Here is a 22,668-nt window from a genome sequence, read left to right on the forward strand (position 1 = left end):
AGCGAAAGCGAGTCTGAATAGGGCGAATGAGTATGTAGTCGTAGACCCGAAACCATGTGATCTACCCATGGCCAGGTTGAAGGTGTGGTAAAACGCACTGGAGGACCGAACCCACGTACGTTGAAAAGTGCGGGGATGAGCTGTGGGTAGCGGAGAAATTCCAAACGAACTTGGAGATAGCTGGTTCTCTCCGAAATAGCTTTAGGGCTAGCCTCGGAATTAAGAATGATGGAGGTAGAGCACTGTTTGGACTAGGGGCCCATCTCGGGTTACCGAATTCAGATAAACTCCGAATGCCATTCATTTATATCCGGGAGTCAGACTGCGAGTGATAAGATCCGTAGTCGAAAGGGAAACAGCCCAGACCACCAGCTAAGGTCCCAAAATATATGTTAAGTGGAAAAGGATGTGGGGTTGCACAGACAACTAGGATGTTGGCTCAGAAGCAGCCACCATTTAAAGAGTGCGTAATAGCTCACTAGTCGAGTGACCCTGCGCCGAAAATGTACCGGGGCTAAACATATTACCGAAGCTGTGGATTACACCTCTGGTGTAATGGTAGGAGAGCGTTCTAAGGGCGTTGAAGGTCGATCGTGAGGACGGCTGGAGCGCTTAGAAGTGAGAATGCCGGTATGAGTAGCGAAAGACGGGTGAGAATCCCGTCCACCGTATGACTAAGGTTTCCTGGGGAAGGCTCGTCCGCCCAGGGTTAGTCGGGACCTAAGCCGAGGCCGATAGGCGTAGGCGATGGACAACAGGTTGATATTCCTGTACCAGTTGTTTTTGTTTGAGCAATGGAGGGACGCAGGAGGCTAAGGAATGCATGCGACTGGAAGTGCATGTCCAAGCAGTAAGTCTTGAGTAGAGTCAAATGCTTTACTCTATACGGACAAGCTGTGATGGGGAGGGAAATAATAGTACCGAAGTTCCTGATGTCACACTGTCAAGAAAAGCTTCTAGTGAGAAAACAACTGCCCGTACCGTAAACCGACACAGGTAGTCGAGGAGAGTATCCTAAGGTGAGCGAGCGAACTCTCGTTAAGGAACTCGGCAAAATGACCCCGTAACTTCGGGAGAAGGGGTGCTGACTTCGGTCAGCCGCAGTGAATAGGCCCAAGCGACTGTTTATCAAAAACACAGGTCTCTGCAAAATCGAAAGATGAAGTATAGGGGCTGACGCCTGCCCGGTGCTGGAAGGTTAAGAGGATGGGTTAGCTTCGGCGAAGCTCAGAATTGAAGCCCCAGTAAACGGCGGCCGTAACTATAACGGTCCTAAGGTAGCGAAATTCCTTGTCGGGTAAGTTCCGACCCGCACGAAAGGCGTAACGATTTGGGCACTGTCTCAACGAGAGACTCGGTGAAATTTTAGTACCTGTGAAGATGCAGGTTACCCGCGACAGGACGGAAAGACCCCATGGAGCTTTACTGTAGCTTGATATTGAGTGTTTGTACCACATGTACAGGATAGGTAGGAGCCGATGAACCCGGAACGCTAGTTTCGGTGGAGGCGCTGGTGGGATACTACCCTTGTGTTATGAACCCTCTAACCCGCACCACTTATCGTGGTGGGAGACAGTGTCAGGTGGGCAGTTTGACTGGGGCGGTCGCCTCCTAAAGAGTAACGGAGGCGCCCAAAGGTTCCCTCAGAATGGTTGGAAATCATTCGCAGAGTGTAAAGGCAGAAGGGAGCTTGACTGCGAGACTTACAAGTCGAGCAGGGACGAAAGTCGGGCTTAGTGATCCGGTGGTTCCGCATGGAAGGGCCATCGCTCAACGGATAAAAGCTACCCTGGGGATAACAGGCTTATCTCCCCCAAGAGTCCACATCGACGGGGAGGTTTGGCACCTCGATGTCGGCTCGTCGCATCCTGGGGCTGTAGTCGGTCCCAAGGGTTGGGCTGTTCGCCCATTAAAGCGGCACGCGAGCTGGGTTCAGAACGTCGTGAGACAGTTCGGTCCCTATCCGTCGCGGGCGTTGGAAATTTGAGAGGAGCTGTCCTTAGTACGAGAGGACCGGGATGGACTTACCGCTGGTGTACCAGTTGTTCTGCCAAGGGCATTGCTGGGTAGCTATGTAGGGAAGGGATAAACGCTGAAAGCATCTAAGTGTGAAGCCCACCTCAAGATGAGATTTCCCATTTCTTTAAGAAAGTAAGACCCCTGAGAGATGATCAGGTAGATAGGTTGGAAGTGGAAGTGCAGTGATGTACGGAGCGGACCAATACTAATCGGTCGAGGACTTAACCAAAGAAACGAAATAAAAAAGTTTTTCGGACTGTTTGATTACATTACTTCAATCCAGTTTTGAGTGAATAATCACTCAATTGAATAGCAACAACACCCAGTGTGGTGGCGATAGCGAGAAGGATACACCTGTTCCCATGCCGAACACAGAAGTTAAGCTTCTTAGCGCCGATTGTAGTGAAGGGTTTCCCTTTGTGAGAGTAGGACGTCGCCACGCTAAAGTGTTGTCTTGGAGGTTTAGCTCAGCTGGGAGAGCACCTGCCTTACAAGCAGGGGGTCGGCGGTTCGATCCCGTCAACCTCCATTTTTTGAGCCGTTAGCTCAGTTGGTAGAGCATCTGACTTTTAATCAGAGGGTCGCAGGTTCGAGCCCTGCACGGCTCATAGGAATATTTTGCGGGTGTGGCGGAATTGGCAGACGCACTAGATTTAGGATCTAGCGCCTTACGGCGTGGGGGTTCAAGTCCCTTCACCCGCATTTTTAGTCTCGTTTTATTACTAGGCGATTATAACGCCGGCTTAGCTCAGTTGGTAGAGCATCTGATTTGTAATCAGAGGGTCGAGGGTTCAAATCCTTTAGCCGGCATCCAGACTGCGGAAATAGCTCAGTGGTAGAGCACCACCTTGCCAAGGTGGGGGTCGCGGGTTCGAACCCCGTTTTCCGCTTAGCTTGTTCTTTCGCCGGGGTGGCGGAACTGGCAGACGCACAGGACTTAAAATCCTGCGGTGAGTGATCACCGTACCGGTTCGATTCCGGTCCTCGGCATAGAAATGTAGCACCCATAGCTCAACTGGATAGAGTGCTTGACTACGAATCAAGAGGTTAGGGGTTCGACTCCCTTTGGGTGCATTTGTAAATACGGGAAGTAGCTCAGCTTGGTAGAGCACTTGGTTTGGGACCAAGGGGTCGCAGGTTCGAATCCTGTCTTCCCGATTTATTTTGTGGGGCCTTAGCTCAGATGGGAGAGCGCCTGCTTTGCACGCAGGAGGTCAGCGGTTCGATCCCGCTAGGCTCCATTAGTACTTTATTATTTTCGCGGTGTAGCTCAGCTGGCTAGAGCGTCCGGTTCATACCCGGGAGGTCGGGGGTTCGATCCCCTTCGCCGCGATTACTTTTTAAGAGCCAAGGACCTTTAGCTCAGTTGGTTAGAGCAGACGGCTCATAACCGTCCGGTCGTAGGTTCGAGTCCTACAAGGTCCATTGTAGTGACAATTTATTTTATTCCGGAGGATTACCCAAGTCCGGCTGAAGGGAACGGTCTTGAAAACCGTCAGGCGGGTAAAACCGTGCAAGGGTTCGAATCCCTTATCCTCCTTTGTTGATAACCACAGTGTTTTAGCACTAATGCTTATCAATACTTGGCGAACATAGTGAGAGAAGTAACCTTACTAGGGATCACCAAGAATCATCACCTTTCTATAGTCAATAGACTATAATTATCGCGGGGTGGAGCAGTCAGGTAGCTCGTCGGGCTCATAACCCGAAGGTCGTAGGTTCAAATCCTGCCCCCGCAATTGCTTTTTAAAAGCATATGTAATATAGTGATGCAATACATTTATTTTGGTTTGGTAGTTCAGCTGGTTAGAATGCCTGCCTGTCACGCAGGAGGTCGCGGGTTCGAGTCCCGTCCAGACCGTTTTAAAGTATTGCGGGTGTAGTTTAGTGGTAAAACCACAGCCTTCCAAGCTGTTGTCGCGAGTTCGATTCTCGTCACCCGCTTTATGGGCCTATAGCTCAGCTGGTTAGAGCGCACGCCTGATAAGCGTGAGGTCGATGGTTCGAGTCCATTTAGGCCCATTTTTAAATATTTTTCTTGGGGAAGTACTCAAGTGGCTGAAGAGGCGCCCCTGCTAAGGGTGTAGGTCGGGAAACCGGCGCGAGGGTTCAAATCCCTCCTTCTCCGTTTCATAGCGGCCCGTTGGTCAAGCGGTTAAGACACCGCCCTTTCACGGCGGTATCACGGGTTCGATTCCCGTACGGGTCATGTTTTAATATTTATTCCGGAGGATTACCCAAGTCCGGCTGAAGGGAACGGTCTTGAAAACCGTCAGGCGGGTAAAACCGTGCAAGGGTTCGAATCCCTTATCCTCCTTTGTTGATAACCACAGTGTTTTAGCACTAATGCTTATCAATACTTGGCGAACATAGTGAGAGAAGTAACCTTACTAGGGATCACCAAGAATCATCACCTTTCTATAGTCAATAGACTATAATTATCGCGGGGTGGAGCAGTCAGGTAGCTCGTCGGGCTCATAACCCGAAGGTCGTAGGTTCAAATCCTGCCCCCGCAATTGCTTTTTAAAAGCATATGTAATATAGTGATGCAATACATTTATTTTGGTTTGGTAGTTCAGCTGGTTAGAATGCCTGCCTGTCACGCAGGAGGTCGCGGGTTCGAGTCCCGTCCAGACCGTTTTATTAGTTTTTGGCGCAGTAGCTCAGTTGGTAGAGCAACGGATTGAAGCTCCGTGTGTCGGCAGTTCGATTCTGTCTTGCGCCATTTGAAAGAAGAAACATGCGGGTGTAGTTTAGTGGTAAAACCACAGCCTTCCAAGCTGTTGTCGCGAGTTCGATTCTCGTCACCCGCTTTTTTTCTTTAAGGGCCTATAGCTCAGCTGGTTAGAGCGCACGCCTGATAAGCGTGAGGTCGATGGTTCGAGTCCATTTAGGCCCATAATTTTTAAAAGGCCCGTTGGTCAAGCGGTTAAGACACCGCCCTTTCACGGCGGTATCACGGGTTCGATTCCCGTACGGGTCATGCTTTGAAAACATTTAGCTATGTGCTGAATGTTTTTTTATTATTTTTAAAACAAATTTAATGAAAACGTTGACAATGCTATTATAATAGGGTATTCTATGCTTGTACACAACAAGTAAATAGATGGATAGTGATTGTTTAAATACAAGCTAAACCTAATTTTTCCAATGAGGAAGATATTCTTCTTTTTTGGAAAGGTTGGGTTTTTCTTTTTTACAATTAAAGGGGATAAGCGTGAAGAAGGGAGCGAAAAAATGGTTATTCAAAAAATTTTGAATAATAATGTTGTGATTACGTTGGATACAAATGAGCAGGAACAAATCGTGATGGGACGTGGTATTGCTTTTAAAAGAAAAATAGGTGATTTTATTCCAGAAGAACAAGTTGATCAAGTATTTCGGCTAGCAAACCAGGATACTTCTTTGAAATTCCAAGAGTTATTGGAAGAATTACCCTTAGAAGTAATGCAATTATCAGATGAAATTATAACATATGCTAAGACCAAACTGGGTAGACGACTAAATGATACAATCTTTATTTCTCTAACAGATCACCTTCATACGGCTTTAGAGCGTATGAGACAAGGAATTGAAGTGAAGAACTTTCTATTATGGGATATTAAGCGTTTTTTTTCAGATGAATACATCATTGGGAATAAGGCTGTCGAGATGGTTAAAGAGAAGTTTGATGTGCAACTACCAGAAGATGAGGCAGGATTTATTGCTTTACATATAGTCAATGCCGAAATGGATGAAGAAGTTGGAAATGTTTATGAACTAACAAAAATTATGCAAGAAATTACGAATATTGTGAAATATCATTTTAAAATTACTTTTAATGAAGACTCGGTCTATTTTTATCGTTTTAGTACTCATTTAAAATTTTTTGCTTATCGTTTATTAAATCATAAAGAATTACATGATGAAGATGATGGGGAACTATATGAAGTAATTAAAAAAAAGTATCGTAATGCCTACAATTGTGTGAATAAAATTTCTAAATTCTTAACTGAAGGCTATGACTATACTATTTCTAAAGAAGAGAAAATGTATCTGATTATTCACATTGCAAGAGTTATACAGACAAATGGTTAACAAGATTATCAAATCTAAGTATAGATTAGTAATGGAACGAAAGGTGGGGAGAAGAGTGGGAACCGCAAAGCAAGACCCCTTGGATAGTGACATTAAGTTGGCTAAACCTTCAAAAGTAATGGATTGAAAAAAACTAAACTTTGGAGGAACAAAAAATGGGAAAATATCATGATTTAGCAGAGAAAATTGTTAACAATGTAGGCGGAAAGGAAAATATCAATAGCTTGACACACTGTATTACACGCTTACGTTTTAAATTGAAAGACGAATCAAAAGCAAATGACGATGTTTTAAAAAACATGGATGGTGTCGTTACTGTAATGAAAAGCGGTGGACAATATCAAGTAGTAATTGGGAATCATGTCCCAGCTGTGTATGAAGATGTTGTAAGTATTGCTGGAATTTCAGCAGATGCAGAACAAGAATCATCTGGTGGGAATTTATTCAATCGTTTGATCGATATTTTAAGTGGCTGTTTCCAACCGTTCTTGGGAGCATTAGCTGCAGCTGGTATGGTAAAAGGTCTAAATGCTTTACTAGTTTTCTTGAAATTATATTCCGCTACTTCTGGGACATATACAATGTTAAATGGTATTGGCGATGCAATCTTCTATTTCATGCCAGTTATTTTAGGCTATACAGCAGCTAGAAAATTCAATTTAAACCCAATGGTGGGAATTGTTATTGGAGCAGCGCTTTGTTACCCAACTGTTCAAGGGTCTGCTTTACAAGCTGCTTTTGAAGCAACAGCAGGTGCAGGTGCTCCAGCGCCATATAGTCTATTAGGATTACCTGCTTATGACACATTTTTAGGTATTCCATGGGTTGGTGCTGGCTATACAAGTAGTGTTGTACCGATTATATTCATTGTTGCTTTTGCAGCCCAAATTCAAAAACTCTTCAAGAAACTTATTCCTGAAGTTGTTCAAACATTCTTGGTACCTTTCTTTGTACTATTGATTGCTTTACCAGTAGGTTTCTTAGTGATTGGTCCAATCATTAGTATGTTAACAGACTTACTAAGCGCTGGCTTCCAAGCTTTAATGGGCTTCTCACCAGCATTGTATGGTGTTATTCTTGGTTTCTTCTGGCAAGTATTGGTTATTTTCGGTTTGCACTGGAGTGTTGTGCCACTTGCAATCATGCAAATTACTCAAGAAGGAGCAAGCCAAGTATTAGTGGGGTCTTTTGCAGCAAGTTTTGCTCAAACAGCAGTAGTTATGGCAATGTTCTTTAAATTAAAAGATGCAAAAATGAAAGCTCTATGTCCTCCAGCAATCATTTCTGGGATTTTTGGAGTCACTGAACCTGCAATTTATGGTATTACTTTACCAAGAAAAACACCTTTTATTTTTTCAATGATCGGAGCTGCAGTCGGTGGATTGTACTTAATGATCAATGGCGTAACCTCTTATACAATGGGCGGATTGGGAATTTTCGGAGTATTAAACTTTATTAATGGTGACGATGCAAGTGGAATGATTCATTCTTTTGTCGCAATCTTGATTGCTGTCGTTATCGGATTTACATTAACATTCTTTTTCTGGAAAGATGATACAGTATTAGAAGAAATCACTGAAAATAAAAAAGCTCAAAAAGCATTAAAAGAAGCCGTTTTAAGTCCAGTTAAAGGACGTGTTTTACCTTTAAGCAAAGCAAGTGATCAAGCTTTCGCACAAGGTGCTTTAGGTAAAGGTGTTTTGATTGAACCGACAGAAGGCGTAGTTAGAGCACCGTTTGATGGCACAGTTATGACACTATTCCCAACGTTACATGCGATTGGTTTGATATCAGATCAAGGTATGGAATTGCTGATCCATATTGGTATGGACACTGTTCAGCTAGAAGGAACCGGATTTGAAGGAAAAGTGTCCCAAGGTGACAAAGTGAAAAAAGGGCAAGTTTTAGTTACATTTGATATAGAAGCGATTAAAGCAGCTGGCTATAGTGTAGAAACGCCGGTTATTGTTACAAATACTGGTGACTATCTAGATATCGTAGAAACGCAAGAACGCGAAGTAACTTCAAATGATACATTAATTACTGGATTAACTTAAAAATAATAGATAAGAATTGAGCTTGCAGTGAAGCAGGATAGGCTTTGCTGTAAGCTTTTCAAAGAAAGGAATTTTGATATGGCATTTAGAAAAGATTTTTTATGGGGCGGCGCAACAGCTGCCAATCAATGTGAAGGCGGTTATAACGAAGGAGGACGAGGTTTAGCGAACGTGGACTTAGCCCCAGTTGGACCAGATCGTTTCCCAGTAATCACTGGAGAGAAAAAAATGTTTGCATTTGATGATGAACATTTTTACCCAGCTCAAAATGCGATCGACATGTATCACCGTTATAAAGAAGATATCGCATTATTCGGCGAAATGGGCTTTAAGACTTACCGCCTATCAATTGCCTGGAGTCGTATTTTCCCTCTAGGAGACGAAACAGAGCCGAATGAAGAAGGCTTGAAGTTCTATGAAGATTTGTTCAAAGAATGCCGTAAACACAATATAGAGCCCCTTGTAACGATCACTCACTTTGATTGTCCAATGCACTTAGTGGAAAAATATGGTGCGTGGCGTAGTCGCGAGCTTGTTGGTTTTTATGAAAATCTATGTAATGTGATCTTCAACCGTTATAAAGGCTTAGTAAAATATTGGTTGACGTTCAACGAAATCAATATGATCTTACATGCACCATTTATGGGCGCGGGTCTTTACTTTGAAGAAGGCGAAAACAAAGAACAAGTCAAATATCAAGCAGCGCATCATGAATTATTGGCAAGTGCGATCGCAACGAAAATCGCTCATGAAGTCGACCCAGAAAACAAAGTCGGTTGTATGTTAGCAGCTGGTACAAACTATGCATATACATGTAAACCAGAAGATGTCTGGGCAGCACGTAAAGCCGATCGTGAGAATTTCTTCTTTATCGACGTTCAATCACGTGGCGAATACCCAGCGTATGCTCTTAAAGAATTAGAGCGTGAAGGTATCGAATTGCCAATTGAAGACGGTGATTTAGAATTATTGAAAGCACACACAGTAGACTTTATTTCATTCTCATACTACTCATCACGTGTTCAATCAACAGACCCAGCGGTTAATGAACAAACAGCTGGAAATATCTTTGCTTCAGTGAAAAACCCATATTTAGAAGCAAGTGAATGGGGCTGGCAAATCGATCCATTAGGATTACGTACAACAATGAATGATCTATATGATCGTTACCAAAAACCATTGTTTATCGTTGAAAATGGATTAGGTGCCGTCGATACACCAGACGAAAATGGCAACGTGATTGATGATTATCGTATTGACTACCTAGCTGCACACATTCAAGCAATGAAAGATGCGGTAGAGCTTGATGGCGTAGATTTACTCGGTTACACAACATGGGGCTGTATCGATTTAGTGTCAGCTGGAACAGGTGAAATGAAAAAACGTTACGGCTTCATTTATGTAGACCGTGACAATGAAGGGAATGGAACCTTAAAACGTTCGAAGAAAAAATCATTTGACTGGTATAAAAAAGTCATTGCGACTAATGGAGAAGATTTAACGAACGAATAAAATAGGGGGCTATCAAATGAAAAAAGTAGTAAAACTGTTAGGGGTTTTAATGTTAGGGTTATTAGTAGTTTCAGGATGTGGTAATGGTAACGTCAAAAAAGATGATGCATCAACAGCAAAAAAAGCACCGGAAGAATTGACATTGTACATTGTGCGTCATGGTAAAACAATGTTAAATACAACCGATCGAGTTCAAGGTTGGTCAGACGCAGTCTTAACGAAAGCTGGCGAAGACGTTGTAACAGCTGCAGGAGTTGGTTTAAAAGATATCGAATTCCAAAATGCTTATAGTAGTGATAGTGGTCGTGCAATTCAGACAGCAAATTTGATTGTAAAAGAAAACGAAAAATCATCTGATCTAAAAGTCATCACAGATGAGCGTTTAAGAGAATTTAATTTTGGAACTTACGAAGGCGATTTAAATCATACCATGTGGCAAGATATTGCGGATGATCAAGGCGTTACATTAGAAGAGTTTATGAAAAATATGACACCAGAATCATTTGCGAATAGCGTTGCTAAGTTAGATGCTAAAAATGTAGAAGAAGCTAAAGTCAATTGGCCAGCTGAAGATTACAAGACAATCACGACTCGACTTAAAGCAGGTCTTGATGATATCGTTGAAAAAGAAATGAAAAACGAAGGTTCTGGCAATGTCTTGATTGCTTCACACGGATTGAGCATTTCTGCTTTACTCGCTACATTATTTGATGACTATAAGATTCCAGAAGGCGGTTTAAAAAACGCCAGTGTTTGTACTGTAAAATATAAAGATGGGAAATACACGTTAGATAAGATCAATGATCTAAGTTATGTTGAAGCAGGGCAAAAAAAATAAACCAGAAACAGACAACTTCAACTTCATTTAAGCAAAAATTCGATCAAAGAAACATTTTTGATCGAATTTTGTGTATAATAAGAACAAAAAGAAGGAAAAGGGATAAAAATTATGGTGACTATTACAAATTTTCGTGATATCGGTGGTATTAAAAATAAAGCTGGCAAGGAAATTAAAAAAGATGTTTTTTTAAGATCAGGAGAGCTATCTAATTTAACAAAAGATGACGAACAGCGATTAGAAACAATCTATCGTTTAGGCAAAATCATTGATTTAAGAAGTGAAGCTGAAGTTGGAGAAAGGCCAGATATGTCTGTTCCTAAAGCAGAATACATCCATATTGATATTTTGGAAGATATCAAAGATGAAGGCGCGTCGATCGAAGATTTTGTTAAAATCGGATCTCCTGAGAAATCAGCCGCTTATATGGAAAAACTTTATGCTGATATTGCTTTAAATACGACATCACAAAAAGGCTACAATAAGTTTTTTGAAGAAATTTTAGCGTTACCACAAGAAGAAAGTATATTATTCCACTGCTTTGCAGGAAAAGATCGTACAGGAATTGCTGCATTATTAGTTTTAGAAACATTGGATGTACCAAGAGAAGCTATTTATACAGATTATCTGTTAACAAATAATTTAAGAAAAAAAGAAAATGCACAGATTTTAGAACAAGCTAAAAAAGCCCAGTTAGAAGAAGCAAATTTAGAAGCGTTACATGTTGCTTTAAATGTAGATAGTAGCTATCTAGATAATTTTTATCAGACCGTTGAAAAGCAGTATGGAGACGTCTCTGCTTATTTAAAACAAGCAATTGGCATCGATAAAGGAACAAAAGAAGTATTGAACCATCGCTTTGTTTTAGATTAAAACGTATGAGAGGTGAGGAATCAGTTATGACGAAAAATCAACATATTAAACTATTGAATCGCTGTATTGAAATTTCTCAAAAAGCTCGTGAACATGGCAATACGCCTTTTGGGGCTTTATTGGCCGATAAGGAAGGGAATATTCTTTTAGAGCAGGAAAATATCGAAATGACAGAAAATATCTGTACAGGACATGCGGAGACGACCTTAGCGGCAAGAGCTTCACAAAAATATAGCAAAGAATTTTTATGGGAGTGCTCGTTGTATACTACAGCAGAGCCATGTGCGATGTGTACTGGAACGATATACTGGGGAAATATTGGAACCATCGTATATGCAATGACTGAAAAACGTTTACTAGAACTAACTGGTGATAACGAACAAAATCCAACTTTTGACCTCCCTTCAAAAGAAATATTGCGTCATGGTCAAAAAAATATTCAAGTAATTGGCCCGTTTCCTGAAATTGAGCAAGCGGCAGCCGCTGTTCATGAAGGCTATTGGGGTTAATAAAAAAATTCCATTGTGAAAATAGTTATAGGGTGTGGGTCAAAACTGAATATCAGTATTGATCCGCACCTCTACTTTAAATAATTCTATTTTAACTTAAATTAAAATGTCAGAATTTTCAAAAATGTTATTGACTTATTGAAAACTTAAGGCAATAATAGATAAAATCACCTACAAAAAAAGGAGAGGTTATTAAAGTATGATTATCAAACCATCGCTGCCGCAAGAAATGACGATTTTTTTCGATGCAGAGAATCAACCAAATGAAAACGTCCAGATGGGTGTAGTTATTCTACAACCAGGAGAAAAAAGACCATTAGATGGTTTTGCTAGACATGATCAAGATGAATATTCTTATGTAGTTGCTGGTGAAGCTCATACAATTTTAGAAGATGGACAAGATTTAGTTGGAAAACCAGGTGATGCTCAGCTGATCGAAGCAGGTGAAGGACATATCAACTATAACGATGGGGACCAAGCGGCGGTTGTTGTTTGGATGTTAGTTGAACGCACGTAAAACAAACATAAGGGAGAAACGTATGAAAAAAGGAATTAAAGCAATTATCGGTCTAACACTTATGCTGACCATCATTTCGGGATGTTCTGGTGGAAAAGAAGCAACAAAATCACAAGAGACAAAACCATTAAATCTAATGTCACCTTCGGAATTAACCACGTTGGATACATCTGTTATGCTAGATTTTCCAGATGCAATTGTCCAAACCGCAGCGTTTGAAGGTTTATATGCACTAGATGACAAAGATCAACTAATTCCAGCAGCAGCAAAAGAAATGCCAGAAATTTCAGAAGACGGTAAAACCTATAAGATCAAGCTAAGAGAAGAGGCTAAATGGAGTAACGATGATCCAGTGACAGCAGCAGACTTTGAATATGCCTGGAAAAAAATGATTGATCCTAAAAATGGCTTTGTGTATAGTTTCCTAGTAGCAGATACAATTTTAAATGCTGAGGAAATTTCAAAAGGAGAAAAACCAGTTGATGAACTTGGGGTAAAAGCAATAGATGATCAAACACTAGAAATAAAATTAAAAGAAGCGAAACCTTATTTCACATCCGTTCTTGCTTTTCCAACCTTTTTCCCGCAAAATCAAAAATTTGTTGAAAAAATGGGAACGGATTACGGAACAACAAGTGAAAATGTTATTTACAATGGACCATTTACTGTGGCTAACTGGAAGCAAACAGATTTAAGCTGGGATTTAAAGAAAAATGAAAAATACTGGGATCAAGCAAATGTAAAATCAGATAAAATACATTATGAAGTAGTCAAAGAAGCTTCGACAGCATTGAACCTTTTTGAAGATGGGCAGTTGGATGTCGCGACAGTCACTGGTGAATTAGCGAAACAAAACCAAAGTAATCCAAACTATCATTCCTATCCAACAGCAACTATGAATTATATTCGCTTAAACCAAAAACGTAAAGATAAAGAGACACCTTTGAAAAATGAAAACTTAAGAAAAGCCTTAGCACTAGGTATCGATAAAGAGAATTTAGTGAATAATATTATTGCAGATGGATCAAAACCTTTGTATGGAGCGGTTACAGAAGGTTTTGTAAGTAATCCTGAAACAGGTGTAGATTTTAGAGAAGAAGCTGGCGATTTAATGACGTACAACAAAGATGAAGCTTTGAAATATTGGACACTAGCTAAAAAAGAATTAGGCGATAATATTACACTCGATTTAATGGTGACGGATGATGGCTCGTATAAAAAAATGGGAGAAAGTCTTCAAGGGAGCCTAGAAAAACTATTTGAAGGTCTCACAATCAACGTAACAGCATTGCCAACTGAAACAGCATTGAATCTTAGCCGTGAGAGTGATTACGATATGTTCTTGATTTACTGGACACCAGATTATCAAGATCCAATTTCAACACTGAACATGTTACGTACAGGAAATGATCGCAATTACTCAAATGCCAAGTATGATGCGTTGTTGGATGATGCTTCACAAAAATATGCGACTGATTTAGAAAAACGCTGGGAGACTTTGATCACTGCTGAAAAAGTAGGTATTGAAGATACAGCTGGAATGATTATTATCAGCCAAAATCAGCAATCAGTTTTACAAAATGAACAGGTTAAAGGGGTTAATTACCACACTTTTGCAGCACCTTTAACGTTAAAAAACATCTATAAAGAAGCTGAATAATGATAGAGCTAAAAAAGTCTTTCAAATGAAAGGCTTTTTTAGTCATATTAATATCAGAAATTATGTTCCGGTTGTATGATAGTAGTATGCAAAATAAGATAAAATAGAAAGAGCAACGATAAAAAGGAGTGAAGTGTCGTGGTTAAGCAAGAACATAAAAAGCATACGACTAGTAATGAAATGCCATTAAAGAATATAGAAGAAGAAATTCGACAATTTATTTTGAAACAGCGTCCAGATTTAACAGAAGATTCCGCTATTTTATTTCCAGAGCTTTTAAATTATCGTTTAGACTATATAAAGACAATGATTAAAAGTGATTCACAAACAATGGAAAAATTGAATGAGACAATTGTTGAAAATATCAAAAATAATGAAACAATCTCAAATAATTTAAATACGACTGTCGAAAAAAATTTAACATTAGGACAAAAAACAGCTGATAACATTGCTAAATTTGGTGGAAGTTGGCCATTCATTTTCTTATTTATTGCGGTATTAATTATTTGGATCGTCGTTAACTCAACGCAATTGCTTGGAAAACCATTTGATAGCTATCCGTTCATTCTGTTAAATTTAGCCTTATCTTGCTTAGCTGCAATTCAAGCACCAGTCATCATGATGAGTCAAAATCGTCAAGAAACAAGAGATCGAGAACAGGCAAACAATGATTATAAAGTGAATTTGAAAGCCGAAATAGAAGTCAACCTGTTACATGAAAAAATGGATTATTTAATCAATAGCCAATGGCAACACTTAGTTCAGATGCAGCATATGCAAATTGAACTGTTAAGTGAACTGCAAGAACAACTCAATGAATTGAGTGAAAAGAAAAGAGTTGATGCAGAGCGTTAGGGAAAAAGAACAAGTATGATAGGAGGATAACATGAATCAGCACCAAGCAACTGAAAATGAATACAGTAAACTAGTAGATATCTGGGCAAGATCTGTAAGACAAACTCATGATTTTTTGAAAGATGACGATTTTAAAACAATAAAATCTGAATTAGCGACTTATTTTCCTCATTTAGATGTAAGAGTGTGGACGGATGATGAAAAGATTATTGGTTTTTCTGGAGTGGATGGCACTAAATTAGAAATGCTGTTTCTAGATCCTGTATACATTGGAAAAGGATACGGAAAACAGGTAGTGACAAGTCTAGTAAAAGAAAATAATATTCAATTTGTCGACGTCAATGAACAAAATTACTCTGCAAAAGCTTTTTATTTCGCAATGGGGTTTGAAGAATATTCACGAAGTGAAGTGGATGATGCTGGAAGCGCGTATCCAATTTTACATTTAAAAAAAAGTACTAAGGAAAAGTAACGAATTCCTTAGTACTTTTTTCTTTCATACTAAAAATCAAATAGTCAATTTAGAACTTTGTTCGAACATCTTTTCAAGAAAAATTTTCCTTTGTTTGTCATTTAGATTTTTCAGGGAAGATAGTGAAAAATGTTTAACTTTTTTGATACCGGACATTTTTAATACCTGCTTTTTCAGAACAGTACCATAATCTTGTTGAAATAACGTTTTATACCATTTAGGTGCATCTTCTGTTGTGATGATCCAGGCTGATTTATTTTTTAAAAGACCTACGGGGAGATTCCCTTTATAAGTATAAGCAAATCCTTTACTAAACACTTTATCAATAAAACCTTTTAAAATGGCAGGCATGCCGCCCCACCAAATTGGAAATATAAAGATGATGTGGTCAGCCCATAAAATCTGTTCTCGATAAACAGCTGTTTCCTCGTCGAACTGCATATTTCTTCGTTTCTTTGTTTCGTTGAAAACTAATACAGGATCGAAATTTTCTTTATAAAGATCGATAATTTTGACAGTATTTTTTTGTTCAGCTCCTTGCTGGACATGATTCATGATAGAGTGGGTATAGCCTGTTGTATTAGGATAAGCATAGAGAATCAGTATATTCATTTGTAACGCCTCCGGATAATAAATTTAAGGATGCAGGTCTTCAAAGATTGTATCTGAAAATTCTGCTAGTTCTTTTTTCATTTGTTCGTAGTTTGTTTCACATTCTTCATAGGTTTCAGGGATTGGCAATGACTTTATTGAGTCAATGATCAATTGGTAATGTTTGATCGTTGTTTCTAGATCAGTGATCTTGTTCGCCATAAGTTCACGACTACGGTTGTTGCATTCTAAAGAGACGGGCTGATCAAATAATTGCAGTAATTCTTTCATCTCTTTTAAAGAAAAATGAGCATACTTCATAACCGAGATATACTTTAGACGCGCGAATTCATCTTGACCATAAAGCCGATAATTATTTTCCCCACGTTGAGGTTGGATCAATTGTTCTTTCTCATAATATCTGATCGTATCTTCGCTCAAATGGACTTGCTGAGAAATTTCTTTGATGGTTCGTCTTTTTTCCATTGCAATCACCTCAAAACTATCTTAACATTGGAGCATGCTCCAATGTCAATAACCCAAATTAGTTTTTTTGCTCAGTGAGCGTTATGGTTTTACAGATTCCTGATAATGTGTATAATTCTTATAAATAGATCAATATTTTTTTATCTTTATAATGAATAAAATCCTTAAATATGTAAAAATACGAGATAAATAGGTAATAAACCAAATAGAAAAATAATTGCATTTAGATAGTGTCAAAAAAAATAAAAAATGCTTAATTTCCTTATAAACACTGGGGAATGGGCTTTTTTTTTGTTTTAAAGTAGAAAAAAAATAGACATAGGAATGAAAAAAATGACAAATAAAATTCATTTTAATAGCATATTACTTGATATAAGAGATTGAGAGATACTATAATGAACTTAAGTCAGCGTTTTTAGCTGCTTAGATATGGGAGGAGAGAGCATTATGTTTAGTTACACGGATATGATTTTGTCAGTAATGCAACGAGTTGAAGTCTACAATGAGATTTTTAATGCCATTTCTAAGGAAGTACAAGAGAACAGCTGTAGCCAAGCCATTAACAGAAGAGGGAAAGATACGTATTTATTTTGCCGCAGTAATGTTAATCGGTTCTTTGTAGAAGAAGAAAGTTTTAGAAAAAACTTAGTATTTTATGGCGAAAAAGAAGCAACAAAAATCTTGTTAGAAGGCTTAGATGCCTATAAAGAAGGAATCTATTTTTGGTTGGAAGCATTAAACGACAAGTGTGAAGTGATTGATGAAATCAAGTACAAACGTGGTTTGAATAGTACAGAGAGTTCATTTGAATTAATTAATCAAGCATGTAAAGAAGCTTGTGGTGGTATTCAAAGTGCACATAGTGTACATAAAATGTAAATTAGATAGACATCCTATAAATTAGTAGAAAACATCGTTCAGTTGCCCTAATAAGTATCGAAAATTGATATCATCTGGTTTTAATTCCATTCATTTTGTAGTTTTTTTTAATTATTTATTTCAAAATAAATAAAATACCAAGGCAAGTATTCTGTTGGCTTTGGTATTTTTTTCTATATTTTTGTTAAGAATTTTTCTGTCAGTGAATCTAGTGCTTGGTCGATTACTTGAGCGTTCTTAGGATCTCGTTGTAAGAAAATTTGCGAGAAATATTACATACCAATCACTGTTAATGTGATCGCTTGCCCGTCGGCTATTGAAATCATAATTTGAGGTGTAACAACACTTTTACCACGGAGACCTAAACCGATATAAGCCAATTCTATCGTCTGTTTAATGATTGTTCTAATTCGATAATAACCATCTGTTATAAATTTTTTATCCTCATTAAAGCACTTCAATAAAGTATCAAGTTTCTTTTTTCTGTTCATTTTATCCTTCCTTTCTAATTATTGTAGCATTTCTCATAAATATGGATCAAGCATCGAGAGAATGTTATAAATCGCTATTATCTCCAATAAATATTTAAGAAAAACACTAGGAAAAACAATAGGAAACGATATAATACTCACATAATTCTCAAATATTTGTGTTATTTATCAAAAATATGATAAATAAAAGATTATAATTGTATAGACTTGGCAAATAAAATAGATTAAACTTATTTTAGTTTGGTAAGTATATTAATTTTATATTGAATTTATAACTTTTCTGACATTTATGTGGTACGAATATGCGTAATATCGATACAAATGGCTAATCTAATAACGAAATCATAAAGGGGAACTACTATATGTACAACATAGGTTTTGTCTTGCTTGACAACGAAGATGAACAAAAATACATAGATTCACTAAAAAGCACTCAATTAAATGTGTATCCAATCAATAAAAATGAAATTACTGAAAAAATTGGGCATTATGACGGTATTATACTTAACGAACAGAATGCACAAAATATTGGTGTGATTTGCGAACTGCTTCTTCTGTTAAAGAAAAAACAAGATCCTTTTATCTGGGTGATCTCACAACAGAGCAATAAAATGAATCATATTGTTTATTTACAACTGGGTGCTGACGGTATAATCGATCAAGAATGTGACCCAGAAGAGTGTAAGCTTTTGATGTTCAATGCATTCGATAGATATAATCGAGCATATCCGATTGCCGAAGAACCCACAGACAAGATGGTTGATACTCAAAAAATCCAATTACGTCCTTGTAATTATAGTGTCCTTTTAAATGGTGAAGAGATCAATTTAACAAAGTTAGAATTTAAAACGATTGAATTTCTAGAAACAAAAAAGGGTGTGGCAGTTTCTTATGAAGAGATTTACAAAAAAGTTTGGGAGAATGAAGGAAATGATAAGCAATATCGCGTATCAAATTTGATTTTCCATTTAAGACAAAAAATTGAAGAAGATGCTGCGCATCCAAAATATATTAAAACAGTTCGTTCAAAAGGCTATAAGTTAACTGTATAGTTTAATCCCTATTTATAGAATAATCTAATTAGAAAAGTAAGTAGAAATGTCATGGCGGTTGATCTAAAAAAACAAGACAATGACGGTGACAAAAAACAAAATATGTTTTCTTTTTTTCAAACCAACTGTTGATCATAACAAAATAGAGAAAATCAGTGCTCTTTTACTAACGTCTATATAGAGAACAGCCATTCTCCATAGACTAGTAAAAAAAATGAGCGCTAATTTTCCCCTGCATTGTGAATGTATCAAAAATTTAAACAATTGGCAAGAAAAATAGAAATAGATTGTACGTTCTTTTAAGACAGACGTACCAAAAATGTTAGGGGAGGAGTTGAGAATATATGAAAATCGGAAAAAAGTCTTATATTGTTTTTGGATTGGTTTTATTGGTGGGAATTCTCTGTACGGTTGTATGGCATAATACTACACTTACGAAAGCTTCAGAAGAAAAATTTTCCATTAAAACTGAATCAATAAATGAATCTGGGGAAATACCAGTAACATTAACGATTTCTGAACCGAAAAATGAACAGCTAAAGCTTTCGTTTGAAGGAGTTTATGAAGTAAAAGCCGATGAATTATTAGCTGGTCTTTCTGATAACTATGATGGGACAGTATCAATAGAAGCTGTGGATGAAACGAGTGTTAAACTTACAACCAAAAATTATGAGGAGTCTTTAAAAATCAGTTTTATAGTTAGGCCATTAAATCAGGCTGAAACAGGCAAGCTCGTACTGTCTAATTCAGCAGGGGAAGAGTTGGCAACTAGTAAACTAAGTTTTTCTGAAAAAAAGACTAAGCTAGATGAAAATATTTTAGCGGATAACCTATCTTTGCTTAAAACCACAAGAACTGGAATAACCAGAGATGAGATTAGCGGACCAATTCCAGCTACACCGGAAGAAAAGGCTGCAGCAAATGAAGCGGCTAATACTAGATTTGGTTTTGACCCATCACAAAATTCAGTAACAGTTGATACTTGGGCAGACTTTAAACTTGCTTATCAGAATAATGCTGTTACAAAAATTACGATGACAAATAATATCTCAAACAGAGCCGTGAGCGGAGCTGCTGGAAACCTGGGTGAAAGATCCAAGTCCATTGAAATTGATGGTGGTGGTTTTTTACTTGATTTAAATGATCAAACACTTCGTTTAGCAGGTACACCAACAGATGGAATTGGTTTTGTCCATGTGCATAACATGTCTATCAAGCAAAATGTAACTGATGCTGGTTACAATGGTGGAACTTATAGTTGGGCATTTATCATGGGAAATAATGGGACTGCTTCTGCAAGAAACTGGTACTTTAGAGTTGGAGATATTCGTAGTTTTGAAGAGGTCAATGGTGAAAAAATTGCCCGTTTGATTCGTGGTACACGTAGTGAAATCACAGTTTACGGGAAAATGACCCTATACACAACGTCTGAAAACTTTTATGCGGGAAGCGTCATTATTGAAGATGGGACAGAATGGTATGGCGTAAATACAACATCGCCTTGGTCTTTGGTCTGGTATGAGCAAAATTCCTCAGGAACAGATACGGGTGCGGCTCAGAAATATATTGTAGGAAAGCATAGTTATATTTACCTACAAAATAGAGGGAACAACCCGACTTATCCATCTGTATTCAGTTACTATAAAGAATTAGAGGTTGGAGAAAACTCGATTTATAATGCAAATATGGCTGGAAATTCTGTAAGATTCGATAATCCGGGAGTTATGACTGTAAAAGCAAATGCAGTAGTCAATTTGCTGAGTCGCGGAACAGGTGAAGTTCTTCAGTATTCTTCAAATGATGCTTCAGTAGTTGTTGAACCAACAGGAAGTTTATATGTTGTTGGGAATACGACTGGAGGAGTTGTTGGTTTAAATGGTGGAAACAATCGCTCACTAACGTTAAATTCACCTAAAGGATATGATATTCGAAACCGAAACAACAGTGGAAGAGCGATTGCAATGACAGCTGTTGCAACACAAACATTCAATATAAATGATTCTGATATTGACTTATGGACTGTTGGTAAGGATATGTCTGGACCTTCGCAAGAAACCTATGCTTTAGTTACAAACTTCACTTCTACTGGTACGAATGTGATTACTACTTCTGAACCAGGGTTACAAACGTTTAGATACGCAAACTATCGAAGAATTACAGGGATGAATTCTAAGCCTACGATGGAATGGACACCAGTGACTGATGCAGATAAAACATATCAAGCAAAGGTCAAAATTGGGATGACTCCGTCAGACGACTTTGATGAAAATGGTAACGTTGTTTTAGTTCCAGTGTATGCTTCTAAAGGTCAAGCATCTGTCACATATACAGATACTTTCAATGATGCACACACCGCGTCAACTTTAGATGATGGTTTAGCACCATTTACTGATACAAAATTCAATATTGCTGGTAAACAAATCAGTGCTCATGCAATTAGAGGTCCGTGGCTATCGGAACCTGATGAAGTAACAACAGTTATTGATGTTACACCTCCAGAACCGGCAGTTGTAACGGGTGGTAAGGTAACAAATGCAATGAAACAGCTAAGTGGTAAAGAGGCTGAACCAAAAGCAAAAATTTACCTTGATATCAACGGTGTTCGTCAGAGTGCGGTAGGCACTGTCAATGACGATGGAACATGGACATACAATCTACCTCATTATTTAGAAAAAGGCGATACAATCCAAATTTTCTTAGAAGATAATGCTGGGAGAGTTACTGAAACACTAACTCCAGCAGCACCATCAACTAATAGTGATACTGGTAATATCAATCCAGCAGCAAATATGACCTATCGTGATGCAACGTTTAAAGCTGCAACAAAGTATACAGTAGAAGATGTTCTTCCCGATAAACCACTGATGGAAAAAACAGTTACTTCTTCAGGAGGCGCTACAACGCAAGTTGGTGATAACTTGACGTACACGTTAACAGCTAAAAACAATAAAGAAGAGTCCTATACTACATTATGGGCGAATACTGTTGTGACAGATACGATTCCTTCAGGCTTAGATTTTGATCCAGCAACGGCTGAAATCAAAATTGACGGAGTTGCTGCTGAAACGCCAAAAGATTATTCCTATGATTCTAACTCACGAGTATTAACAGTTAAATTGGGAAATCTAGCATCTGGGGAATCATCAGTTATCACCTTTAAAGCCCAAGTTGCTTCTTCTGCTGTAGGGACTGTAATTAGTAATATAGCAGATATAGTTGGTGATTCACCAAGAGAAATGCCATTTGTTGAAGGTCCGATTGATCCAGATGCTAAACATGAAACTTACAATGCCACCTCTCAGGAAGCTAAAAACCCTGGTGGCACAGTCTTTGGTGTTCTAGAATTAGCTTCTGCACCAACAGAGATTGACTTTGGCAGCGTGAAGTATCAAGGGAAGAAGACTCGTATCAATTCTGCTGAACATCGTGGAGCAGATTTAGTGATCAAAGACAGCCGAGCCAATAAAAAAGGATGGTCATTGACTGCCAAACTTACAACGCCGATGACAAACCAGAATCCTGATGTACCAGAATACACATTGGATGGTGCGCTCAAATATGTTTACAAAAATAAGGAGATCACCTTGAATGGCGGTGCTCAGGATATTATGATACAAAATGCTAATGCTTCAACAGCAGAAACAACCTATAACATTAGTGATACGTGGTCTGAATCTGGAGATGGCTTCAAATTTGAAACCTCAGCTCAAGATGTAAAAGCATTAGGTACTTACCAAGGTGAGATTCTCTGGGAATTGGGCGATACTCCATAAGAGTAAA

The 22,668-nt window shown here is 38.4% G+C and carries 16 protein-coding genes, 25 tRNA genes and 2 rRNA genes; 40 read left to right on the forward strand and 3 right to left on the reverse strand.

Features of this window, described 5'->3' with window-relative positions; genetic code table 11:
* The 37 genes from I583_RS00005 to I583_RS00185 form a co-directional block, all read left to right on the forward strand.
* Positions 1–2,248, forward strand: a 23S ribosomal RNA gene (locus I583_RS00005); the annotation flags it as partial.
* Positions 2,249–2,345: 97 nt separating this feature from the next.
* Positions 2,346–2,461: ribosomal RNA gene (rrf, locus tag I583_RS00010) — 5S ribosomal RNA — on the forward strand.
* Between the two features lie 14 nt (positions 2,462–2,475).
* Positions 2,476–2,548: transfer RNA gene (locus tag I583_RS00015), tRNA-Val, on the forward strand.
* A 6-nt stretch (positions 2,549–2,554) separates the two neighbouring features.
* Positions 2,555–2,627 (forward strand) — tRNA-Lys (locus tag I583_RS00020).
* 12 nt (positions 2,628–2,639) lie between these two features.
* Positions 2,640–2,721, forward strand: a tRNA-Leu gene (locus I583_RS00025).
* A gap of 35 nt (positions 2,722–2,756) precedes the next feature.
* A tRNA-Thr gene (locus I583_RS00030) sits at positions 2,757–2,829 on the forward strand.
* Positions 2,830–2,837: 8 nt separating this feature from the next.
* Positions 2,838–2,909, forward strand: a tRNA-Gly gene (locus tag I583_RS00035).
* A 14-nt stretch (positions 2,910–2,923) separates the two neighbouring features.
* Positions 2,924–3,009 (forward strand) — tRNA-Leu (locus tag I583_RS00040).
* A 10-nt stretch (positions 3,010–3,019) separates the two neighbouring features.
* Positions 3,020–3,093, forward strand: a tRNA-Arg gene (locus I583_RS00045).
* Positions 3,094–3,103: 10 nt separating this feature from the next.
* Positions 3,104–3,177, forward strand: a tRNA-Pro gene (locus tag I583_RS00050).
* A 10-nt stretch (positions 3,178–3,187) separates the two neighbouring features.
* Positions 3,188–3,260, forward strand: a tRNA-Ala gene (locus I583_RS00055).
* Positions 3,261–3,278: 18 nt separating this feature from the next.
* A tRNA-Met gene (locus I583_RS00060) sits at positions 3,279–3,352 on the forward strand.
* A gap of 18 nt (positions 3,353–3,370) precedes the next feature.
* Positions 3,371–3,444 (forward strand) — tRNA-Ile (locus tag I583_RS00065).
* A gap of 25 nt (positions 3,445–3,469) precedes the next feature.
* Positions 3,470–3,559: transfer RNA gene (locus tag I583_RS00070), tRNA-Ser, on the forward strand.
* A gap of 125 nt (positions 3,560–3,684) precedes the next feature.
* Positions 3,685–3,758, forward strand: a tRNA-Met gene (locus tag I583_RS00075).
* A 48-nt stretch (positions 3,759–3,806) separates the two neighbouring features.
* Positions 3,807–3,880, forward strand: a tRNA-Asp gene (locus I583_RS00080).
* Between the two features lie 12 nt (positions 3,881–3,892).
* A tRNA-Gly gene (locus tag I583_RS00085) sits at positions 3,893–3,963 on the forward strand.
* A gap of 4 nt (positions 3,964–3,967) precedes the next feature.
* Positions 3,968–4,041: transfer RNA gene (locus tag I583_RS00090), tRNA-Ile, on the forward strand.
* An 18-nt stretch (positions 4,042–4,059) separates the two neighbouring features.
* Positions 4,060–4,147 (forward strand) — tRNA-Ser (locus tag I583_RS00095).
* A 9-nt stretch (positions 4,148–4,156) separates the two neighbouring features.
* Positions 4,157–4,228, forward strand: a tRNA-Glu gene (locus I583_RS00100).
* Positions 4,229–4,246: 18 nt separating this feature from the next.
* Positions 4,247–4,336, forward strand: a tRNA-Ser gene (locus I583_RS00105).
* Positions 4,337–4,461: 125 nt separating this feature from the next.
* A tRNA-Met gene (locus I583_RS00110) sits at positions 4,462–4,535 on the forward strand.
* 48 nt (positions 4,536–4,583) lie between these two features.
* Positions 4,584–4,657: transfer RNA gene (locus tag I583_RS00115), tRNA-Asp, on the forward strand.
* A 14-nt stretch (positions 4,658–4,671) separates the two neighbouring features.
* A tRNA-Phe gene (locus I583_RS00120) sits at positions 4,672–4,744 on the forward strand.
* 17 nt (positions 4,745–4,761) lie between these two features.
* Positions 4,762–4,832: transfer RNA gene (locus I583_RS00125), tRNA-Gly, on the forward strand.
* 12 nt (positions 4,833–4,844) lie between these two features.
* Positions 4,845–4,918 (forward strand) — tRNA-Ile (locus tag I583_RS00130).
* Positions 4,919–4,930: 12 nt separating this feature from the next.
* A tRNA-Glu gene (locus tag I583_RS00135) sits at positions 4,931–5,002 on the forward strand.
* 254 nt (positions 5,003–5,256) lie between these two features.
* Positions 5,257–6,096 carry a BglG family transcription antiterminator LicT gene (gene licT, locus I583_RS00140; RefSeq protein ID WP_010762503.1) on the forward strand — a complete coding sequence of 280 codons (840 nt, stop codon included), beginning with the start codon at positions 5,257–5,259 and terminating at the stop codon, positions 6,094–6,096.
* A 155-nt stretch (positions 6,097–6,251) separates the two neighbouring features.
* Positions 6,252–8,153 (forward strand): beta-glucoside-specific PTS transporter subunit IIABC, encoded by a 1,902-nt coding sequence (locus I583_RS00145; protein ID WP_010762504.1) that lies wholly within the window; start codon positions 6,252–6,254, stop codon positions 8,151–8,153.
* A gap of 78 nt (positions 8,154–8,231) precedes the next feature.
* Positions 8,232–9,665, forward strand: coding sequence for a 6-phospho-beta-glucosidase (locus tag I583_RS00150; protein WP_010762505.1), 1,434 nt, complete (start codon positions 8,232–8,234; stop codon positions 9,663–9,665).
* Positions 9,666–9,681: 16 nt separating this feature from the next.
* The gene (locus I583_RS00155; protein ID WP_010762506.1) at positions 9,682–10,503 is read left to right on the forward strand and encodes a histidine phosphatase family protein; all 822 of its coding nucleotides are present in this window, start codon (positions 9,682–9,684) and stop codon (positions 10,501–10,503) included.
* 111 nt (positions 10,504–10,614) lie between these two features.
* The gene (locus I583_RS00160) at positions 10,615–11,376 is read left to right on the forward strand and encodes a tyrosine-protein phosphatase (RefSeq protein WP_010762507.1); all 762 of its coding nucleotides are present in this window, start codon (positions 10,615–10,617) and stop codon (positions 11,374–11,376) included.
* A 26-nt stretch (positions 11,377–11,402) separates the two neighbouring features.
* Positions 11,403–11,885: a nucleoside deaminase gene (locus tag I583_RS00165; RefSeq protein ID WP_010762508.1), complete on the forward strand. Its 483-nt coding sequence runs from the start codon at positions 11,403–11,405 to the stop codon at positions 11,883–11,885.
* Positions 11,886–12,084: 199 nt separating this feature from the next.
* Entirely contained in the window at positions 12,085–12,402 is a 318-nt protein-coding gene (locus I583_RS00170) for a cupin domain-containing protein (protein ID WP_010762509.1), read from the forward strand.
* A gap of 22 nt (positions 12,403–12,424) precedes the next feature.
* Positions 12,425–14,062: a peptide ABC transporter substrate-binding protein gene (locus I583_RS00175; protein ID WP_010762510.1), complete on the forward strand. Its 1,638-nt coding sequence runs from the start codon at positions 12,425–12,427 to the stop codon at positions 14,060–14,062.
* 180 nt (positions 14,063–14,242) lie between these two features.
* On the forward strand, positions 14,243–14,917 hold the full coding sequence (locus I583_RS00180; protein ID WP_051094843.1) for a DUF1003 domain-containing protein: 675 nt from the start codon (positions 14,243–14,245) through the stop codon (positions 14,915–14,917).
* Between the two features lie 31 nt (positions 14,918–14,948).
* Positions 14,949–15,389, forward strand: a complete 441-nt coding sequence (locus I583_RS00185) for a GNAT family N-acetyltransferase (protein WP_010762512.1) — start codon at positions 14,949–14,951, stop codon at positions 15,387–15,389.
* 36 nt (positions 15,390–15,425) lie between these two features.
* On the opposite strand, the gene I583_RS00190 is transcribed toward I583_RS00185, so the two are convergent.
* Together I583_RS00190 and I583_RS00195 are read right to left on the reverse strand one after the other, a co-directional pair.
* Positions 15,426–16,001, reverse strand: a complete 576-nt coding sequence (locus I583_RS00190; protein WP_010762513.1) for an NAD(P)H-dependent oxidoreductase — start codon at positions 15,999–16,001, stop codon at positions 15,426–15,428.
* Positions 16,002–16,025: 24 nt separating this feature from the next.
* Positions 16,026–16,466, reverse strand: coding sequence for a MerR family transcriptional regulator (locus tag I583_RS00195; RefSeq protein ID WP_010762514.1), 441 nt, complete (start codon positions 16,464–16,466; stop codon positions 16,026–16,028).
* A 447-nt stretch (positions 16,467–16,913) separates the two neighbouring features.
* Between I583_RS00195 and I583_RS00200 the strand changes: the two genes are divergently transcribed.
* Positions 16,914–17,345, forward strand: a complete 432-nt coding sequence (locus tag I583_RS00200; protein ID WP_010762515.1) for a hypothetical protein — start codon at positions 16,914–16,916, stop codon at positions 17,343–17,345.
* Positions 17,346–17,617: 272 nt separating this feature from the next.
* Here I583_RS00200 and I583_RS00205 read toward each other — a convergent pair whose 3' ends face one another.
* A complete protein-coding gene (locus I583_RS00205; protein WP_010762516.1) occupies positions 17,618–17,836 on the reverse strand; it encodes a hypothetical protein in 219 nt (72 codons plus the stop codon).
* Between the two features lie 362 nt (positions 17,837–18,198).
* On the opposite strand from I583_RS00205, the gene I583_RS00210 reads away from it, so the two are divergent.
* Together I583_RS00210 and I583_RS00215 are read left to right on the forward strand one after the other, a co-directional pair.
* Positions 18,199–18,888: a winged helix-turn-helix domain-containing protein gene (locus I583_RS00210; RefSeq protein WP_010762517.1), complete on the forward strand. Its 690-nt coding sequence runs from the start codon at positions 18,199–18,201 to the stop codon at positions 18,886–18,888.
* Positions 18,889–19,232: 344 nt separating this feature from the next.
* Entirely contained in the window at positions 19,233–22,661 is a 3,429-nt protein-coding gene (locus I583_RS00215) for an isopeptide-forming domain-containing fimbrial protein (RefSeq protein WP_010762518.1), read from the forward strand.
* The last annotated feature ends 7 nt before the right edge of the window (positions 22,662–22,668 follow it).

This window comes from Enterococcus haemoperoxidus ATCC BAA-382 (assembly GCF_000407165.1).
Classification (GTDB): Bacteria; Bacillota; Bacilli; order Lactobacillales; family Enterococcaceae; genus Enterococcus_L; species Enterococcus_L haemoperoxidus.

Excerpts from the sequence above, each read along its gene's own strand:
- licT (WP_010762503.1), top strand. The coding sequence starts at position 5,257 with ATGGTTATTCAAAAAATTTTGAATAATAATGTTGTGATTACGTTGGAT.
- I583_RS00145 (WP_010762504.1), top strand. The coding sequence starts at position 6,252 with ATGGGAAAATATCATGATTTAGCAGAGAAAATTGTTAACAATGTAGGC.
- I583_RS00150 (WP_010762505.1), top strand. The coding sequence starts at position 8,232 with ATGGCATTTAGAAAAGATTTTTTATGGGGCGGCGCAACAGCTGCCAAT.
- I583_RS00155 (WP_010762506.1), top strand. The coding sequence starts at position 9,682 with ATGAAAAAAGTAGTAAAACTGTTAGGGGTTTTAATGTTAGGGTTATTA.
- I583_RS00160 (WP_010762507.1), top strand. The coding sequence starts at position 10,615 with ATGGTGACTATTACAAATTTTCGTGATATCGGTGGTATTAAAAATAAA.
- I583_RS00165 (WP_010762508.1), top strand. The coding sequence starts at position 11,403 with ATGACGAAAAATCAACATATTAAACTATTGAATCGCTGTATTGAAATT.
- I583_RS00170 (WP_010762509.1), top strand. The coding sequence starts at position 12,085 with ATGATTATCAAACCATCGCTGCCGCAAGAAATGACGATTTTTTTCGAT.
- I583_RS00175 (WP_010762510.1), top strand. The coding sequence starts at position 12,425 with ATGAAAAAAGGAATTAAAGCAATTATCGGTCTAACACTTATGCTGACC.
- I583_RS00180 (WP_051094843.1), top strand. The coding sequence starts at position 14,243 with ATGCCATTAAAGAATATAGAAGAAGAAATTCGACAATTTATTTTGAAA.
- I583_RS00185 (WP_010762512.1), top strand. The coding sequence starts at position 14,949 with ATGAATCAGCACCAAGCAACTGAAAATGAATACAGTAAACTAGTAGAT.
- I583_RS00190 (WP_010762513.1), bottom strand. The coding sequence starts at position 16,001 with ATGAATATACTGATTCTCTATGCTTATCCTAATACAACAGGCTATACC.
- I583_RS00195 (WP_010762514.1), bottom strand. The coding sequence starts at position 16,466 with ATGGAAAAAAGACGAACCATCAAAGAAATTTCTCAGCAAGTCCATTTG.
- I583_RS00200 (WP_010762515.1), top strand. The coding sequence starts at position 16,914 with ATGTTTAGTTACACGGATATGATTTTGTCAGTAATGCAACGAGTTGAA.
- I583_RS00205 (WP_010762516.1), bottom strand. The coding sequence starts at position 17,836 with ATGAACAGAAAAAAGAAACTTGATACTTTATTGAAGTGCTTTAATGAG.
- I583_RS00210 (WP_010762517.1), top strand. The coding sequence starts at position 18,199 with ATGTACAACATAGGTTTTGTCTTGCTTGACAACGAAGATGAACAAAAA.
- I583_RS00215 (WP_010762518.1), top strand. The coding sequence starts at position 19,233 with ATGAAAATCGGAAAAAAGTCTTATATTGTTTTTGGATTGGTTTTATTG.